General features: G+C 67.4%; 10 protein-coding genes. 3 read left to right on the top strand and 7 right to left on the bottom strand.

Features of this window, described 5'->3' with window-relative positions; all coding sequences use genetic code 11:
- The first annotated feature begins 95 nt into the window (after positions 1-95).
- Positions 96-608, top strand: coding sequence for a transcription elongation factor GreB (greB, locus tag ACX93N_RS07445; RefSeq protein ID WP_459427773.1), 513 nt, complete (start codon positions 96-98; stop codon positions 606-608).
- A 15-nt stretch (positions 609-623) separates the two neighbouring features.
- Here greB and ACX93N_RS07440 read toward each other — a convergent pair whose 3' ends face one another.
- Positions 624-1841 (bottom strand): serine hydrolase domain-containing protein, encoded by a 1218-nt coding sequence (locus ACX93N_RS07440; protein WP_459427772.1) that lies wholly within the window; start codon positions 1839-1841, stop codon positions 624-626.
- Positions 1842-2006: 165 nt separating this feature from the next.
- Between ACX93N_RS07440 and ACX93N_RS07435 the strand changes: the two genes are divergently transcribed.
- Both ACX93N_RS07435 and gcvP read left to right on the top strand, forming a co-directional pair.
- Positions 2007-4145, top strand: coding sequence for a TonB-dependent receptor (locus ACX93N_RS07435; protein ID WP_459427771.1), 2139 nt, complete (start codon positions 2007-2009; stop codon positions 4143-4145).
- 134 nt (positions 4146-4279) lie between these two features.
- Positions 4280-7168 (top strand): aminomethyl-transferring glycine dehydrogenase, encoded by a 2889-nt coding sequence (gene gcvP / locus ACX93N_RS07430; RefSeq protein WP_459427770.1) that lies wholly within the window; start codon positions 4280-4282, stop codon positions 7166-7168.
- A 21-nt stretch (positions 7169-7189) separates the two neighbouring features.
- Here the strand turns inward: gcvP and ACX93N_RS07425 are convergent, their stop codons facing one another.
- The 6 genes from ACX93N_RS07425 to ACX93N_RS07400 all read right to left on the bottom strand — a co-directional run bounded on the left by ACX93N_RS07425 (position 7190) and on the right by ACX93N_RS07400 (position 18360).
- On the bottom strand, positions 7190-8254 hold the full coding sequence (locus ACX93N_RS07425; protein WP_459427769.1) for an efflux RND transporter periplasmic adaptor subunit: 1065 nt from the start codon (positions 8252-8254) through the stop codon (positions 7190-7192).
- On the bottom strand, positions 8251-11571 hold the full coding sequence (locus ACX93N_RS07420) for an efflux RND transporter permease subunit (protein WP_459427768.1): 3321 nt from the start codon (positions 11569-11571) through the stop codon (positions 8251-8253). Before ACX93N_RS07420 ends, ACX93N_RS07425 begins: the two co-directional genes overlap by 4 nt.
- Before the next feature lie 141 nt (positions 11572-11712).
- A complete protein-coding gene (locus ACX93N_RS07415) occupies positions 11713-14241 on the bottom strand; it encodes a TonB-dependent receptor (RefSeq protein WP_459427767.1) in 2529 nt (842 codons plus the stop codon).
- A 39-nt stretch (positions 14242-14280) separates the two neighbouring features.
- Positions 14281-15876, bottom strand: coding sequence for a sigma 54-interacting transcriptional regulator (locus ACX93N_RS07410; RefSeq protein WP_459427766.1), 1596 nt, complete (start codon positions 15874-15876; stop codon positions 14281-14283).
- Positions 15873-16481: an isochorismatase family protein gene (locus ACX93N_RS07405; RefSeq protein ID WP_459427765.1), complete on the bottom strand. Its 609-nt coding sequence runs from the start codon at positions 16479-16481 to the stop codon at positions 15873-15875. Before ACX93N_RS07405 ends, ACX93N_RS07410 begins: the two co-directional genes overlap by 4 nt.
- A 10-nt stretch (positions 16482-16491) precedes the next feature.
- Positions 16492-18360, bottom strand: a complete 1869-nt coding sequence (locus ACX93N_RS07400; protein WP_459427764.1) for a hydantoinase B/oxoprolinase family protein — start codon at positions 18358-18360, stop codon at positions 16492-16494.
- Positions 18361-18366: the final 6 nt, after the last annotated feature.

The raw sequence follows: 18366 nt of genomic DNA, 5'->3' as shown, positions 1-18366 counted from the left end.
CCTACCGGGTAAGGACCTGCCTTTCTAGCAACGTCACCACGGGCCGTCCAGTCCCGGCTCCCGCGCCCCCACTGTACCTGCTAGCATGCGGCCCCATGGCCCGCTACCGCCCACCCCGCCGCCGCGGCACACCGCTGATCACCCCCGCGGGGGAGGCAGCCTTGCGCGCGGAGCTTGTGCGCCTGTGGAAAGAGGAACGGCCGCAGGTGACGCAGGCGGTGCACGAGGCGGCCAAGAACGGTGACCGCTCGGAAAACGGCGATTACATCTACGGCAAGCGGCGGCTGCGGGAAATCGACAGCCGGGTGCGCTTCCTCAACAAGCGCCTCGAGGAGGTCACCGTGGTGGACCAGCCGCCCGCCGACACCGGGAAGGTCTACTTCGGCGCCTGGGTCACCCTCGAGGACGAGGCCGGCGAGGAGAGCACCTGGCGCATCGTCGGACCGGACGAGTTCGACCTCGCCCGCCGGGCGATTTCCATCGACGCGCCGATGGCCCGCGCTCTCCTCGGCCGGCGGATCGACGAAGACGTGATTGTGCAGGCACCGGGAGGACGGCAGCGCTACCGGGTGACCAGCATACGCTACGGGGATGTGGACGTTTCCTAGCCCGTCACGACCCGCTTACTCGAGCGCGGCATAAACCAGCTGCTCCAGCTGCCCCCGGAAGTTGAAGGTGCTCGAGGGGATGAGCTGGGTGAAGAAAAGCACGGCCAGTTCTTCAGCCGGATCAACCCAGAACAGCGTGCTGGCGAGCCCGCCCCAGTAGAAGGTGCCCCCCGGGGCCGGGTAGCCGTTCGCCACCGGGTCCACCTTGCAGGCAAAGCCGAGGCCAAAGCCGACGCCCGCGTAGCTGGTCTCGCTGAAACCCCCGCTCGCCCATTGTGCGAGGTCCCCCCCGTCCGGCAGGTGGTTGCGGGTCATGAACGCCAGGGTGCGTGAACCGATGATACGCCGTCCGTCGAGCACGCCGCCGGCCAGCAGCATGCGGCAGAAGCGCAGGTAATCGCCGGCCGTGGACAACAGCCCGCCACCACCCGAGAAAAAGCTGCGGTCGCGGAAGGCCGACGCCTGTCCATCATCGTGCAGGACCACGGTCTTGTCCGGCTCGCGCCGGTAGCAGCTGGCAAAGCGGGGCAGCTGGTCGTCGCGCACGTTGAAGTTGGTATCGACCATGCCCAGCGGGTCGAAAACCTCCCGCTGCAGGAAGTCAGGCAGCGGCTGCCCGCTCAGCACCTCGACGAGATGACCGGCCACGTCCGTAGCCAGGGAGTAGTTCCAGCGCTCGCCGGGTGAGAATTCCAGCGGCAGTTCGGCGAGTTGCGAGATCATGTCCTCGAGTGTGTAGCCGGGCCGCGGGTTACCCACCTGGAGCTTGCGGTAGGCGTAGTCGACGTTGCTCTCGCGCAGGAAATCGTAGGTGAGGCCGGAGGTATGCATCAGCAGGTCACGCACACGCATGGGCCGCTCGCAGGGGCGCGTCTCGAAGAGCGGCCAGGCACCGCCGCTGCGGACCCGCAGGTCCCGGAACGGGGGCAGGTAGCGGGCCACGGGGTCGTCGAGGGCAAAGAGCCCGCGCTCCCAGAGCATCATCAGCGCCAGCGAAACCACGGGCTTGGTCATGGAATAGATGCGAAAGAGGGTGTCCTCGGTCACGGGCGTCGCCCGCTCCCGGTCCGCAAAGCCACCGCTGTCGAGGTAGCAGACCCGGTCGCGGCGGCTGACGAGCGCCAGGTAGCCCGGGATCTTGCCTGGCTCGAGGTAGCGTTGCTGGAGGTGGTCGCCGATGCGCGCAAGGCGCGACGCGTCCATGGCGACATCGCCGGGGTCAGTCAGCTGCATACGCGGGATTCCTAGGCTCTCGCAGCCAGCGTGCCGCAGGCGGGCGGGCGGCACAAGCCCGCGCCGCATGTCATGACAAACGACCGCGGCCGCAATTGCGAATCATAATCACTAGCCATATACTCTCGCTCTATTCCCTTACAACTAGCCGGAGTATTCATCACCATGGCCATGCACCGCCGATCAACGGCTGCAGCAGGCGCTCTCGCCCTCGCCTGCTGCCTGCCCATCGCCACCACCGCCCGGGCAGACGACGCCGCCGGCGCGATGGAGGAAATCCTCGTCCAGGGCCGCTACCTGTCCCTCGACAAGCTGAACGCCGTCAAAACGCCCACGCCCATCATCGACGTGCCGCAAAGCCTGACCATCCTCGGCGAGCGCCAGATCGAGGACCAGGCCTTCCAGGGCCTCGGCGACGTGCTCCGCTACACGCCGGGTATCGCCATCAGCCAGGGAGAAGGCCACCGCGATGCCATGATCATCCGCGGCATCCAGAGCACCGCCGACTTCTTCGTGGACGGGCTGCGCGACGACGTGCAGTACTACCGGCCGCTCTACAACGTCGAGCAGGTGGAGATTCTCCGTGGCTCCAACGCCCTGCTCTTCGGCCGCGGCGGCGGTGGCGGTGTGATCAACCGGGTGCAGAAAAAGCCGCTGATCGGCGAGCGCTTCGGCACCATGGACCTCGGCGTCGACACCTTCGGCGCCTGGACCGGCACAGTCGACCTGAACGCCGATGCCGGCGAAAACGTGGCGCTGCGCTTGAACGCCTACGCCCAGGGCCTCGAGAACCACCGCGATGTCTACGATGGTGACAGCTACGCGGTGAACCCGACCGCCCGCCTCGTTCTCGGCGAGGCGACCAGTGCCTTCCTCTCCTACGAATACATCGACGACGACCGGGTGGTCGACCGCGGCGTGCCCTCGCAGGTCGTCGAGGGGCGGCCGGACCGTCCCCTCGAGGGCTACGACGACACCTTCTTCGGCTCCGCGGACCGCAACAGCACCACGCTGGAGGCGCACCTGCTCCGCGGCCGCCTCGACCACACCTTCTCCGAGCAGCTGCGCGGCAATCTCACCGTGCAGTACGCCGACTATGACAAGGCCTACCAGAATCTCTACCCCAGCGAGGCGGTCACCGTGACCGGCAGCAGCTTCGCTGCGGTGGAGCTCGACGGGTACCGGGACACCACCCAGCGCGAGAACCTCATCGCCCAGGCCAACCTGGTCGGCGAGTTCGACACCGGCCGCCTGGGCCACACGGTACTTTTCGGCATTGAGGCCGGGGACCAGGAGACCAGCAACGCGCGCCAGGACAACGTCTTTGCCGACAATGGCGACGACCAGCTGTTGATCCCCTTCAGCGATCCGCTCGTCATCCCGGCTTTCGACTACGCCAACACGGTCCGTGACCGGGACTCCCGGGTCCGGTTTACCTCGGTCTACCTGCAGGACCAGCTCGCCGTCACCGAACAGTTCAAGGTACTGCTGGGCCTGCGCTACGACCGTTTCGACATCGACGTCCTCGACCGTATCGAACAGGCCGACGGCGACGCCGTCGATGGCGACTTCAACCGGGTGGACGAGGAAGTCACGCCGCGCTTCGGCCTGATCTACAAGCCGGCGGACAACGTATCCCTTTACGCCAGCTACAGCGAGACGTTCCTGCCGCTGTCCGGCGAGCAGTTCCTGACCCTCGACCTCACCAGCGAGAGCACGAAGCCGCAGTTCTTCGAGAACCGTGAGCTGGGCCTGAAGTGGGACCTCAAGCCCTCGCTGGCGCTCACCGCCGCCGTCTTCGAGCTGGAGCGCGAGAGCTTCACCTCGGTGGACCCGCAGAACCCCGAGCAGGTCATCCTCGTCGAGGGTTCCGAGACCCGCGGCGTGGAGCTGCAGCTGACCGGCGCCCTGACAGAGCGCTGGGCGATCACCACGGGCTACTCCTACCTCGATGGCGAGGTGCAGCGCGCGGACGGCACCGGTAACGACGGCAACCGCACCCGGCAGACGCCGGAACACATGTTCTCCATCTGGAACTCCTACCAGGTGACAGACCGGCTCCGGCTCGGCCTCGGTGCCACCTACCAGGACAGCTTCTTCATCCAGGAAGACAACTCCGTCGAGGTGCCCTCCTACACGCGGCTGGATGCCGCGGCCTACTACCGCCTGAGCGATAGCATGCGGCTGCAGCTGAACGTGGAGAATCTTCTCGACGAGGATTACTTCCCCGACGCCCACAGCAACACCAACATCACCACCGGGCGGCCACTGAATGCCCGCCTGACCCTCGCCATCGACCTCTGACCCGGGCCCCTGCGGGGCCCGGCGGCAAGGCCCCGGGGCGGCAGTCGCGTTGCCGCTCCCGGGGGCTGCTGCTACCATTCTGCCCCTTTTCCCGGGGCCCCGAGGCCCCGCTCTTTTCCTGACCGGGAGCCTCCATGAACGACACACCCCTGGCCCAGCTTGAAGACCGCGACGCCTTCCTCCGCCGTCATATCGGCCCCACGGAGGCGGAGCAGGCCGAGATGGCCCGGGCCATCGGTTATGACAGCCTGGCGGCGCTCATCGACGCCACGGTGCCGGGCAGCATCCGTCGGCGGGGGGCCATGGCGCTGGCGGAGCCGGAGACGGAAGAGGCCGTACTCGAACGCCTGCGCAACATCGCCGGCCGCAACCGGGTGCTGCGCTCCTTCATCGGCATGGGCTACCACGACACCTTCACCCCGGCGGTCATCCAGCGCAACGTGCTTGAGAACCCTGGCTGGTACACGGCCTACACCCCCTACCAGCCGGAGATCTCGCAGGGCCGCCTGGAGGCACTGCTCGCCTACCAGCAGTTGGTGATGGACCTCACGGGCATGGACCTCGCCAACGCCTCACTCCTCGACGAGGCCACGGCCGCCGCCGAGGCCATGACGCTCCTGCAGCGGGTAAACAAGAAGAACCGCAGCAACCGCTTCCTGGTGGCGTCAGACTGTCATCCGCAGACCCTGGCCGTGCTGCGCACCCGTGCCGAGCCGCTGGATATCGAGGTCGTCGTCGCCGACCCCGAGGACCCGCTGGCCGGCGGCGATGCCTTCGGGCTGCTGCTGCAATACCCTGGCAGCCACGGCGAGGTGCGCGACCTGGCGCCGATGATCGAGGCGGCCCATGGCCAGCAGACACTCGTGTGCGTCGCCGCCGACCTGCTCGCCCTGCTCCTGCTGAAGGCACCGGGCGAGGCCGGCGCCGACGTCGTCCTCGGCTCCAGCCAGCGCTTCGGCATCCCCATGGGTTTCGGAGGCCCGCACGCCGCCTTCTTTGCCACCCGGGATAGCTACAAGCGCTCGACCCCCGGGCGCATCATCGGTGTCTCCGTCGATCGGCACGGCCGGCAGGCGCTGCGCATGGCCATGCAGACCCGCGAGCAGCACATCCGCCGCGAAAAGGCCACGAGCAACATCTGCACCGCGCAGGCCCTGCTGGCGATCATGGCGGCCTTCTACGCCATGTACCACGGCCCCGACGGGCTGCGCCGCATCGCCGAGCGCGTGCACCGGCTCACCAACCTGCTCGCCGCGCGGCTGACCGCCGCCGGATTCGCCCTCGATAACACGCACTGGTTCGACACCGTGACCGTGCGCGTCGGTGACCGGCAGGCAGAACTGCTGGCGAGCGCCGAGGCCGCCGGCATCAACCTGCGCCCGGTGGGCGACGACCGCCTCGGCATCGCCTTGGACGAGACCACCACCCTCGCGGATCTGGCCGACCTTCTCGCGGTCTTCGGCGACAGCGCCGAGGTGGCCGATGACCCGGCGGTGCCCAGCGGCCTGCCGGAAGCACTGGAGCGCCCCGTCGACTACCTGCAGCACCCGCTCTTCAACAGCTTCCAGTCCGAGACGGAGATGCTGCGCTACCTGCACCGGCTGGAGGGGCGGGACATCGCGCTCAACCGGGCCATGATCCCCCTCGGTAGCTGCACCATGAAGCTGAACGCGACCACGGAGATGCTCCCGGTGAGCTGGCCGGAGTTCGCCCGCATCCACCCCTTTGCGCCGGCGTCGCAGACCGAGGGCTATCGCCGGCTCCTCGACGAGCTCTCGCACATGCTGCGCGAGTGCACCGGTTACGACGCCATCTCGCTGCAGCCCAACGCCGGCTCCCAGGGCGAGTACGCCGGGCTCCTGGCCATCCGCCGCTATCACCAGGCGCGCGGCGAGGGGCACCGGGACCTCTGCCTCATCCCCGCCTCGGCTCACGGCACCAACCCGGCGAGTGCCGCCCTTGCCGGGATGCGCATCGTCATCGTCGACTGCGACAGCGAGGGCAACGTAGCCATGGACGACCTGAAGGCGAAGGTCGAGGCGCACAGCGAGCAGCTCGCTGCGATCATGGTCACCTACCCCTCAACGCACGGCGTGTTCGAGGAGTCCATCGTCGAGCTCTGCGAGTTGATCCATGCCCACGGCGGCCAGGTCTACGTGGACGGCGCGAACCTGAATGCGCTGGTGGGCATCGCCGCGCCCGGTGAGTTCGGCGCCGACGTCTCGCACCTGAACCTGCACAAGACCTTCTGTATCCCGCACGGCGGCGGCGGACCGGGGATGGGCCCGATCGGCGTCGGCGCGCACCTCGAGCCCTTCCTGCCCTCGCACCCGGTAGTGCCCGTACCCGGACTCGCCGCGGACAACGACGTCGTCTCGGCCACGCCCTGGGGCAGCGCCTCCATCCTGCCGATCTCCTGGACCTACATCGCCCTCATGGGCGCCCGGGGCCTCACCCGCGCCAGCGAAGTGGCGATTCTCTCGGCGAACTACATCGCCCACCGGCTGGCGCCGCATTTCCCGATCCTCTACACCGGGCGCAACGGGCGTGTCGCGCACGAGTGCATCGTCGACCTGCGGCCCTTGAAGGAAAGGAGCGGTATCGGCGAGGAAGACGTGGCGAAGCGGCTGATCGATTTCGGTTTCCACGCCCCGACCATGTCCTTCCCGGTCGCGGGTACGCTGATGGTCGAGCCGACCGAGTCCGAGTCCCTCGCCGAGCTGGACCGTTTCTGCGATGCGATGATCACGATCCGCGAGGAGATCCGCGCCGTGGAGGAAGGCCGGCTGCCGGCGGACAACAATCCCCTGGTGAATGCCCCGCACACGCTGGCGGAACTGACTGCAGAGCACTGGCCTCACCCGTACCCTCGGAGCCAGGCCGCCTATCCGGTAGACAGCCTGCGCAACGACAAGTACTGGGCGCCGGTAGGCCGGGTGGACAACGTCTACGGCGACCGCAACCTGTTCTGCGCCTGCCCGGCCATCGACAGCTACCGCGACGAAACGCCCGAGCCGGTTTAGGCCGGCGCAGCCCCGCCCGACTCAGCCCTGGCCGGGCGGCGGCAACACCTGCTCGCCGGCGGCTGCGCCGGCCAGCACCTCGACGTGCCCGTCATCGCGCGGGGGGCCCAGGCGGACGAAGCGCCGCTCCACGCCGTTTTCTCCGGCGACCCAGAGCACGTCGAGCTGGCCGACGCGGCGGACCCGGTCGGCGGGTACCAGCAGCCGCTCGCGTTCCCCGGCGGGTACCCTGAGCCGTGCGTACATGCCGGGGAGCAGTCCGTTCTGCGCCGTCAGGGTGGCCTTCACCTCGAAGGTCCGCGAGGCCGGGTCCGCGGCCGGGACGATTTCCTCGATACGCGCGGTAAAGGCCTTGTTGACCGCGGGCACGGCCACCGCCAGTTCCTCCCCCGGCGTGAGAGCGAGGGCCAGCCCCTCACGGACCCGTGCCTCCACGCGCAGGGAAAACGGGTTGTAGAGGGAAAGAATCTTCTGTCCGGGCTGTACCGTATCGCCGGGCTCAGCAAAGCGGTCGACAATGCGACCGGCGAGGGGCGAGGTGATGCGCGAATAGCTGAGCGCCGTTTCCGCCTCCTCGGCCGCCTGCCGGGCGGCGGCGAGCTGCGCCTCCAGGCTGGCGGCGTTTGCGCGTGCGGCGTCGAGGTCGGCGTCCGCAATGAGCTGGCGGCCATGCAGTTCTTCGGCGCGCGCCAGGTTCTGCCGCGCCTCCTTCAGCCGCGCGGAAACGCTGCGCACCGTCTCCTGGGCCTGCCGCGCCCGCGCCTCGAGATCCGCCTGCTCCAGGCGCACGAGGAGCTGACCGGCCTCCACGTAATCTCCGGCACGCACCGGGAGTTCCGTGATGCGGGCCAGCAGCCGCGAAGCGACCACCGTCGTCTCGCGCGCCTCCACCGAGGCGGGAACGGCCTCGAAGGCCGGCTCCGTTTCCGCACGCACCGGCAGGGCGTCCCCGGCTGCCGCCGGCGCTGCGCGCCCGAGCCCCGGAACAACCTGGTCGCGGAAGCCACCGGCCATCCAGTAGATCAGCAGCAGGAGCACCAGCAGGGCGCCGAGGGGCAGAAGCAGCTTTCGCAGCAGGCTTGTCATGGGGTTTCTCCTTCCTCTGCCGACGGGGTCGCTGTCGGGGCGGCCGGTTCGAACACCAGCCAGTAGACGACCGGCACCACCAGCAGGGTGAACAGGGTCGAGGCGATGATGCCGAAGATGATCGCGAGCGCCAGGCCGTTGAAGACCGGGTCCAGGGTGATGACGAGGTTGCCGAGAAGCGTCGTGCCGGCCGTAAGCAGCACCGGGCGCATGCGCACCGCACCGGCACTGAGCACTGCCTCGCGCACGCTCGCGCCGCCCTGGCGTGCCTCAGTCACGAACTCCACCAGGATCAGCGAATTGCGCACCACGATGCCGGCGAGCGCGATCATGCCGATCATCGCCGTCGCCGTGAACAGCACGGGGTCCGGGGCACCCGCAACCACGCGCTCACCAAAGCCGTTCATGGCCCAGAAGCCGGGCATGATGCCGATGATCGTGAGGGGTATGGCGGCCATGATGATCAGCGACAGCGCCGTCGAGGCGGTCTGCAGCCGCAACACCGCGAAGATCGCCAGCAGCGCGAAGAGGTAGCCCAGCCCCATGTCGCGGAACACGTCGAGGGTGATGCTGAGCTCGCCCTCGCCGGTCCAGCTCGCCGAGGTGCCCGGCGGCAGGCTCCAGCTGTCCCCCGCCCCGTTATTGAAGTAGGTGCGCGACGCCCAGCGATCATGGCGGGCGCCGGCCGGACCGGTCGCCTCGGCGGAATCGTCCCGGTAATCGGCGGCCACGTCCGCCGCCACCTCGGCCGGTGTCCGGCCGTTGAGCTCCGCCGTCACGTAGATCACGCGCCGGAGGTCCTTGCGGTGCAGCGTCGGGTCCGCGCTGCCTGCCTCGAAGCTGCCGAGTTCACCGAGAGGCACCAGCGGCTGCGGCGCGAGCTCCAGCCCCTGCGGGGTCGTGGCCTTGGCCACGCCCGGGCGGCCGCGGACGATGAGGCGCTCGAAATCGGCAAGCGATGCGCGCTCAGGCACCGGCAGGCGGAGCTCCACGGGCAGCGGGTGGAGTTCCTCGGGCTGCTGCAGGTAGCCCGCGACCAGCCCCGCATTGGCCATGGCAAGCGTGTTCGCCACGTCGGCCGTCGCCACGCCCGACAGCGCGGCTTTCTGCTTGTCGGTAACGAAGCGCAGGCGCGGCCAGGGCGCCTCCAGGCTCGAGTCGACCTCGACCACGTGCGGCTCGCGCTCGAGGCGGGCCATGAGCGTTTCCGCTGCCGCCTGCTGGGCATCGTAGGGCGTGAGGGGCTCGGCGTAGATCTCGGCCACCAGCGTGCTCAGCACCGGCGGCCCCGGGGGAACCTCAACAACCCGCACCACCACGCCGTCGCCGCTGTAGGGGGCCAGCAGTTCCCGCAGGCGCAGGACCACGGCGTGCGACTGGTGCTCCCGGTCCAGCTTGTCGACGAGCACGAGGCGGAGTTCGCCCAGGTGCGGACCCTGGCGCTGATAGTAGCGCCGCACCATGCCGTTGAAATCCATCGGCGAAGGCACGCCCACAAAACCGGCGATGTCGGCCACCTCGGGCACCCGGGCGACGGCTTCCGCCACCGTGCGGGTGAGCGCCGCGGTACGCTCGAGGCTGGTTCCCTCCGGCATGTCGATGAGCACCTGCACCTCGTTCTTGTTGTCGAAGGGCAGGAGCTTGAGCGGCACCAGGCGCAGGGCCGGCAGCAGCGCTGCCGCCAGGAACAGCAGGACCACGGCCAGGAGCACCGCCTTCGCGCGCCGCCGGCTGGCGAGGAAAGGGGCGATAGCCCGGTAGTAGAAGCCGCTGCCCTCGGCGCCCTCGGCAAGCGCGCCCTCTCCCGGACGCAGCAGCCGGCTCGCCACCCAGGGCGTGACCAGGAAGGCCACCACGGTACTGCTGATCACGCTCACGGGCACATTGAAGGCCATGGGCGCCATGTAGGGACCCATCATGCCGGTGATAAACGCCAGCGGCAGAAAGGCCAGGATGATCGTGACCGTGGACATGATCAGCGGCGTTCGCAGCTCCGCCATCGCGCCTATCACCCGGTCGGCGGTGCGGCCGCCGCGGGCAAGGAAGCGGGCGATGTTGTCGACGCCGGTGATCGGATCATCCACGAGCAGGCCCAGGGACAGGATGAGCGCAAAGAGCGTCACCCGGTTGATGGTGTAACCGAGGGCCAGGTCCAGGGCCAGGGTGATGCCGTAGCACACGGGCACCGCCAGGCCGACGACAACCGCCGGGCGCCAACCGAGGAAGACCCCGATAAAGACCACCACAGTGAAGATGGCGAAGGCCAGCGACGTGACCAGGTCGTTGACCTTCGCATCGGCCGTCTCGCCGTAGTTGCGCAGGACCGTCAGCCTGAGCTCCGGGGGCAGGATATTGGCGCGCACGCGCTCCAGGACGGCGAGGGACTCTTCGGCCACGGCAACCGCATTGGCACCGCGCTGCTTGGCGACCGACAGCACCACCAGCGGATAACCGTCTCCCTTTTCGTCCTCTGGCATGAGCCAGCTGTAGTTTTCCGCCTCGGCAGGGCCATCATCGATCTTCGCCACCTCACCCAGAGTGACCGGCGCGCCATCGATCACGTTCACCACCAGTTGGTCGAGTTCCGACGGCTCGCGCAGCACGTCGCCGCCCTCCAGGCGGATCGCGCGGTCGCCGACGGCCCAGTGCCCGGCGCGGGTCAGGACGCTGGAAACCGCGAGCGCATCGACTACATCGGCGGCGGTCGTCCGCCGTGCGGCGAGGGCTTCCGGGTCGAGGAGCACCCGCGCCGTGCGCGGCCGGCCCCCGACCACCTTCACCTCGCTGGTGTCGGGAATCGCCTGGAGCGCCGTGGTGAACTCCTCGGCGACGCGGCGCAGCTCGTAGTCGCTGTAGCGGTCGGGATCGTCGCTCCAGAGGCCGACAACGAGAATGGGCACATCGTCCACCTCCACCGGCTTCAGCTGCCAACTGCTGACCACCGGGGGAATCTGCTCCTGGTTGGCGTAGAGCTTGTTGTAGGTATTGAGGATCGCCTTCTCGCGGTCTTCACCCACCCGGAAGCGCAGGGTGACCACCGCCTCGCCCTCGCCGGAGCTGGCGTAGAGGTGCTCCACGCCAGGCAGCTGGTTCAGCAGCTTCTCCAGGGGCAGCGTCACCTGGCGCTCGGTCTGCGCGGCGCTCAGCCCCGGCGCCTCGACCAGCACATCGATCATCGGCACGACGATCTGCGGCTCTTCCTCGCGGGGAGTGAACTCGAGGGCGAGGAGACCCGCAACGATCGCGGCGAGGAAAATGAGACGCGGCAGGGCGCCACGGAGCACCCGTTGCATCAGGCCGGAAAACCAATCCGCCATGCATCACCCCTCGCCACAAAACGTGGACGACAGTTTAACAGCGGCAATGGGTGGCGAGCAGCGCTGCGACACTCCGCCACACCGGTCGCCTCAACGAAAAACGGCGCCTCGCGGCGCCGTTTTCCGGTACTGCATCCACGGTCAGAAGCGGTAGGTGAAATCCACGCCGTAGCCGCGCAGGGCGGAGGGGTGGTTGAAGGTCCCGCCGAACTCCGGCGCCGGGATGATCTCCTGCAGGTACTCCTCGTCCGTGATGTTCTTGCCCCAGGCCGTGATAGACCAGTTCATGGCCTCGAGGCCGATGCGCAGATCCACGGTGCTGTAGGCATCGCGGGAGGACAGGGAGAAGTCCTGGTTGAAGCCCGGCCCGAAGAAGGCATTCCAGATCGTCGGCGTCTGCTCACCCTGCAGGGTGTGGAACCACATCTCGCCGGTGTACTGCCAGTCGAGGCGGCTCACCAGCTCGATATCCCCCGCAATGGGGAAGACCCACTCGACGCCGAGGTTCGCGGTTTCCTCCGGTGCCTGCGGCACGTCGTTACCCTCGGAGAGCGGCCGGTTGCGGTTCTCCTCGATCTCCGAGTCCATGAGGCCGAAGCCGCCGTAGACCGTCAGGCCGTCGGCTGCCAGGAAGGTGAAGTCAGCTTCCAGGCCCTGGATGTAGAGCTCGTCGATGGTCGTCACCGAGCGCAGCAGGCCGAAGGGGCCGGCGAAGAACTCGAAGAACTGGTTGTCCTCGACGTCCGTGCGGAACACGGAGGCGTTGAGGCGCAGGCGACGGTCCATCCACTCGGACTTGAAGCCCAGCTCGAAGGCCTCGGACACCTCCTTGTCGTAGTCGTCCGTGACCGTGATGCCGGCATCCACCGCCTCCCCCGGGCCACCGAACCCGGCATTGAACCAGAAGTTCAGCAGGTCTTCCGTACCCACGGAGTTGAAACCGCCGCTGCGGAAGCCGACACCGTAGCTCGCGTACACGTTGACGTTATCCGTCGCCGTCCAGCTCCAGGTCACCTTGGGCTGGAACTGGCTGAAGTCGCGGTCCCGGTCCGGGATACCGTTCGGGTTGTTGTTGAAGGCCGGGTTGATCGGCACGGGCTGCCCGTTGCCGTCCAGCAGGTTCACGTTGAGGCCCGAGTTGGGCACGTTGGGCACCTTGTTGATGACCTCGCGCTCTTCCCGGTCATAGCGGAAAGCCAGGGACAGCTCCTGGCGTTCACCGAGGTCGAATTCCAGCTGCCCGTAGGTGGAGTAGACCGTGGTTTCGAAATCGTCCCAGAACAAAAGGTCCGTGGGGTTGGGGCCGCTCGGCGCGACATAGGGCTGGCGCAGGAAACCCTGGCCCTGGTCCGCACCATATGCCACCACCACCTCGCGCTCGATATCGGCGACGTAGACACCGGCTATCCAGCGCACGGACTGGTCCTGCGGCGACACGAGGCGCGCATCGAAGCTGAGGTCGGTCTGGTTCCGCTCCTGGTACTGGTAACCGTCACAGGTCAGCGCCGTGTACGGGCCATAGACACCGGAGAAATCGTTCCCCTCTCCAGGCGGCAGTACGCCGAAGGGGTTGAAGGGTTCACCGAACAGATCCGGGCGGGTGAAGCTGTTGAGCTCGGCCCGGCCCGCCTGGCAGGCCGGGGTCAGCTCGTAGCCGTAGAACGTCGCCGCCGTGCCGTCGGAGAGCAGGTACTCCTCGAGGTCGTTGTAGGCCACGCTGGCGATGAGGTCGGCGAAGCCGAGGGACCAGTCCATCTTCAGAGCAAGGTCAAGGGTTTCCTGCTCATTCTCCCCCGGCACGTTGAAGATGAAGCGGAAGTCCATGTCATTCGGATCCTGGAAATAGTTCGGCTGGCCGAAGACGTCGACGAAGGCGGGAATCGCGAACGCGGCGTTGTAGTTGATCGCACCGCCCTTCACTTCGGAGTAGCCCGCCCGCAGGTCGAAGGTCAAGTCCGGGGTGGCGTTCCAGATCAGCCGGCCGCGGGTACTCGTGTCGTCGAGAAAATCGACGGCATCGTCCTGGCCGGTGAAAATGTTGCGGTAGAAACCGTCCGTCTCCCGCGTGCTGACCGCCAGGCGGCCGAGCAGCTTGTCCTCGATGATCGGGCCGCTGACCATGGCGTTGAGCTTGGTGCTCTCGTTGTTGCCGACGCCGCCGCCGATGCGCGCTTCGAACTCGTTGCTCGGCTGCTTCGTGGTGACGAGAATCGCGCCGGCCACTGCGTTGCGGCCATAGAGCGCGCCCTGGGGCCCCTTCAGTACCTCGATCTGCTGAACGTCGAAGAGTTCTTCGTTGAACGAGTTCGGGTTGGTGCTGAGAATACCGTCGACGACGTAGGCAAAGGTCGACTCGGCATCACGGGTGGAGACGATGCCACGGATGCTCAGCTGGGTGTCACCGACGTTGGCCGTGTCGACCAGGGTCACATTGGGAATCAGGCCGACATAGTCACCTGCCCGCTCAATACCAGCGCGCTGGATCGTATTCTCGTCGATGGCACTGATGGCAATCGGCACCTCCTGCAGGTTCTCGGCGCGCTTCCGCGCGGTCACCACCACCTCCTCGATGGCCAGGGCGCTGTCCTGCGCCAGGGCGGCGGGACCGCCCGCCAGGGATGCACTGGCCAGGGCCAGGGCGGCGATCATCGGTCGCTTGCTGTAGTTCATGGCTCTCCTCCTGATTGCTATCAGCAACTGCTTTTCTTGCTAGCGGCTTTTGCTTACGCTCGAGTCTACGTCGGCCTCTGCCCGGGGACCCATGTGTTTCAGGCGCCGCCATAGCGTTGTGGTACTAATACCGAGAAACTCGGCAACTTTCTGTTTATCGCCCGAGAAGCGCTGCATGGCCTCGCGGATGGTTTCCTCCTCCTGCGCCTTCAACAGGCCCCGCTGGTCGCGGTCTTCCCGGTCCATGAAGAGTTCCGGAAGAATTTCACGCAGTGCGTGCCGGTCGATTTCCCCGAGCGGACGGTCGAGGCAGTTCACCACCAGCCGCTCAGCAAAGTTCTGCAGCTCGCGCACGTTTCCAGGCCAGCGATAGCACTGGAAGTCCCGCTCCACGCGCGCGAGGAGCTCTGCCGTATCGACGCTGACCCGGTACTGCCGGGCGTATTCACCGAGGTAATAGCGGGCAATGGCCGGTATGTCCTCCGGCCGCTCCCGCAGCGGAGGCAGCTTCAGGGTGAACACGTTGAGACGGAAGTAGAGATCGTCCCGGAACTCGCCGGCGCTGACGGCGCGGCGCAGGTCCTGGTTGGTCGCAGCGATCAGCTTGAAATCGACCTCGATCTCACGATTGCCGCCCACGGGGCGCACGCGTCGCTCCTGCAGCGCGCGCAGCAGCTTGACCTGCTGCTGAAGCGGCAGTTCGCCGATCTCGTCGAGAAACAGGACACCCCCGTTCGCCTGCTCCATGAGGCCGACCCGGCCGCCGCGGCGCGAGCTGGTGAAGGCGCCCTCCACGTAACCGAACAGCTCGCTCTCGAACAGCTCGTTGGGGATGCTGGCGCAGTTGACGGCGACCAGGGGACCGTCGGCAAAATCGCTCAGGCGGTGGATCTCCCGGGCAATGTGCTCCTTGCCGGTGCCGCTCTCACCTTGCAGCAGCACCGCGGCCTGGCCCCTCGCATAGGTCCGCGCGAGGCTCGCAACCCGCTCCATCTGCCGGGAGTGGATCACGAAACGCTGATCCGGCGCACCTCGCTCGGTGGCGCGGGCCGTGCGCGCGGCACGTCCGGTGTCGATCGCCCGGCGCAGCATGTCCCGTGCCGACTCCCGGCTGTACATGAGGATGGCCGGGATGCCGCGCTGTTCGGCGAGGCCGCAGGTGTAGCTCGGCCCGACGATCACCTGCGGGTCCTCATCGGCGATGGCGAGGAGCAGCGTCTCGCTGGCCTCGCTCGCCGTACTGTAGCTGTGGTGCAGGAGCTCGATGTCGGCGAACTCGGGCAGGCTGGCGAAGAGCCGCTCGCTGGGGCCGGCCTTTTCGGCGTAGGTGAAAACGTGAATCCGGCGCGAGATCTTCCGCGCCTTGCCGAGGGCCTCGAGCAGGTCCGTATCCGTGATCGGCTGAGACAGCACCGGGACCGACAGCGTGGCGCGCAGGTAGGCGGCGTTGGAGCCGGCACTGATAACGACGTCGGGCCGATGCTTGTCGACCAGGCCCGAATAGTCGGTGCTTTCCGTCGCGATGGACTCGACGATGGTCACTTCCACGTCCTGCTCGAACTCCGGGAGGAGCACGTTGATCAGCTCGCTGAACTTGCGATAGCCGACCACCAGGATGCGGACGCGGCCCATCATCCGGCGGCCTCCTGCGGGGGCAGGGCGGCGATGATGGCCTGCGTGTCCGACACGTCGGCATATTTCGCATGCATGTCGTGGAGGTTGGCCGCGTGGGCTTCGGGATTACGGTCGCCCACCGCGTCCGCGGGCACGAAGACGGGGTAGTCATGCTGCAACCCGTCCACCACGGTGGCGCGCACACAGCCGCTCGTCGTGAGGCCCGTGACCACGAGGCTGTCGACACCGGCGGCCTTCAGCCGCTGGTCAAGGTCCGTGCCGAAGAAGCTGCTGGCGTAGCATTTCTCGATGAGCCGCTCCCCGGGGCGTGGTGCCAGCCGCTCGTCCACACGGATCGCATCCGAACAGGGCTTCAGAACTTCGAGCGCCGGCAGGCGCCGGCGGAACACCGTCGCCTGGTCATCGCTGTGGTAGACCACGGTGGTAAAGAACACCGGCAGCCCACGCTCACGGAAGGCGGCGAGCAGGCGCGCGTTGGCCGCCACCACCTCATCCGCTTCACTGCCCAGCGGGCTGGCCGGGTCCGTGAACGCGTTGATCATGTCCACGAGTACCAGGGCCGGCCGTCGGCCGAGCTGCGCACTGTGTCGCTCGAGATCCGCCACGGCCCGGGCCTCAGGCCACACCCTGGAAGCTCGGGTCCACCGGCGGCTCGAGGTGGGTCTCCTCGAGGCAGCGTGCCTTGAGCTCGTCGATGGAGCCGCCGCGGTTGAAGAGCTCGACGTCGCCACGCGCCGCGCGCAACTCGTCGCGCAGGGCCGCCGTGGCATCGGCGTCGACGCTGCCGTCCTCGCCGATGACCACGCCGTAGCGCCGCGCGCCGTCGACGGTGACGAGGCGGCGGGCGACGTCCTGGCGCACCAGCTCCGGATCGCGCTCGTAGGGGTCGCCCCAGCCGCCGCCGCCCCAGGTGTTGAAGTAGAGCAGGTCGCCCTTCTTCACCTTGATGCCCTCGGCCTTGGCGCCCAGCCATTCCTCACTGCCATCGGTGCGCAGCAGCCGCTTGGTGGAGCGCAGGCCCGGTTCGCCGCCGAGCACGCCCCACGGGTACGTCAGCCACCGGTCGTCGTGGATACCGATCTCACCGTCCGCGAGGAAACGGTAGGCCACCGTGAGACCGTTGCCGCCACGATGCAGGCCGGCGCCGCCGGAATCCGGGATCGTGGCGTAGGTCTCGATGCGCAGCGGGAAGTAGCTCTCGATGAACTCGTTGGGCACGTTGGTAAAGCCCGGCCAGAGGCTGTGCCCGTCGGGGCCGTCACCCACGGGCCGGCCGGGGATACCGCCGAAGCCGATCTGGAACAGCTGGAACCACTCGCCGTCGTCGCGGTAGCCGGAGTAGAACAGGTGCGGGGAATCGGAAAAGCCCGCAGCGTTCAGCATCTGTTCCGGCGCGCCCATGCCGAGGAGCGCGCCGAGGAGGTCGAAGATGCGGCCCAGGGCATGGGTACGGCCCGAGAGGGCTGCGGGGTACTTCGGTTTGAGCAGCGTACCTTCGGGGATGCGCACGTCGACGAGGTCGTAGAAGCCGTCGTTGAAGACGATCTGCGGGTCCACCACGTTGATCGTGAAGGAGCCGAAGAACATCTTGAACATGTCTTCGTTGAGGAAGAAGTTCACCGAGCTCTGCGCCTGCGGGTCCGTGCCCGCAAAGTCGAAGATCGCCTTGCTGCCCTCGCGCCAGAGCCGGCACTTGATCCGGTACGGGCCCATGCCCATACCGTCGTCGCACAAATAGTCCTCGAACTCCCGCGGCTCCTCGGGCACGAAGTTTTCGATGATGTGCTTCATGGCGTCGTAGTTGCGCTGGAGCATGACGTCCATGGTGGTGGCCAGCACGTCGTCGCCGAAGCGCTCGGCGATCTCGACACAGCGCCGCGCCGCGGTCTTGCAGGCGGCGACGAGAGCGTTGAGGTCAAAGCGGTTCCACTGCGGCGTGCGCACGTTGTGCAGGATCAGTTCGAGCACGTCTTCCTGCAGCACGCCCCTCTTGTACAGCTTGGTCGGCGGGATGCGGATCCCTTCCTGGTAGATGGTCGTCGCCCTGATCGGGATGGAGCCCGGCACCATGCCGCCGTTGTCGGACATGTGCCCGAACATCGCGCTCCAGGCGATGTGGCGGCCGTCCTTGAACACGGGCACGAGCACGACCCAGTCCGGCAGGTGCGAGACCGCCGCGTTACACATGTAGGGGTCGTTGGTGAGGATGATGTCGCCTTCCTCGATATCGGCGTCATAGGCCGACAGGAACGGGCCGATGAAGGAACCAAACTGGCCCACGACCATCTTGCCGTCGCGGTTGGCGATCATGGGAAAACAGTCCCCCTGCTCGCGGATCCCCGGGGACATCGCGGTGCGGAACAGGACCGCGTCCATTTCCTCGCGCGCGTTCTTGAGGGCATTTTCGATGAGGTCGACGGTCACGCCGTCAACGTCCACGGTCTTCAGCGGCGCGCTGTTTTCCTGGATGATTCGTGCAGGCATCTCGCT

The organism is Pseudohaliea sp. (assembly GCF_054552115.1).
The sequence above is the reverse complement of the archived record's forward strand: the minus strand, read 5'-3'. Positions and strand labels throughout refer to the sequence as shown.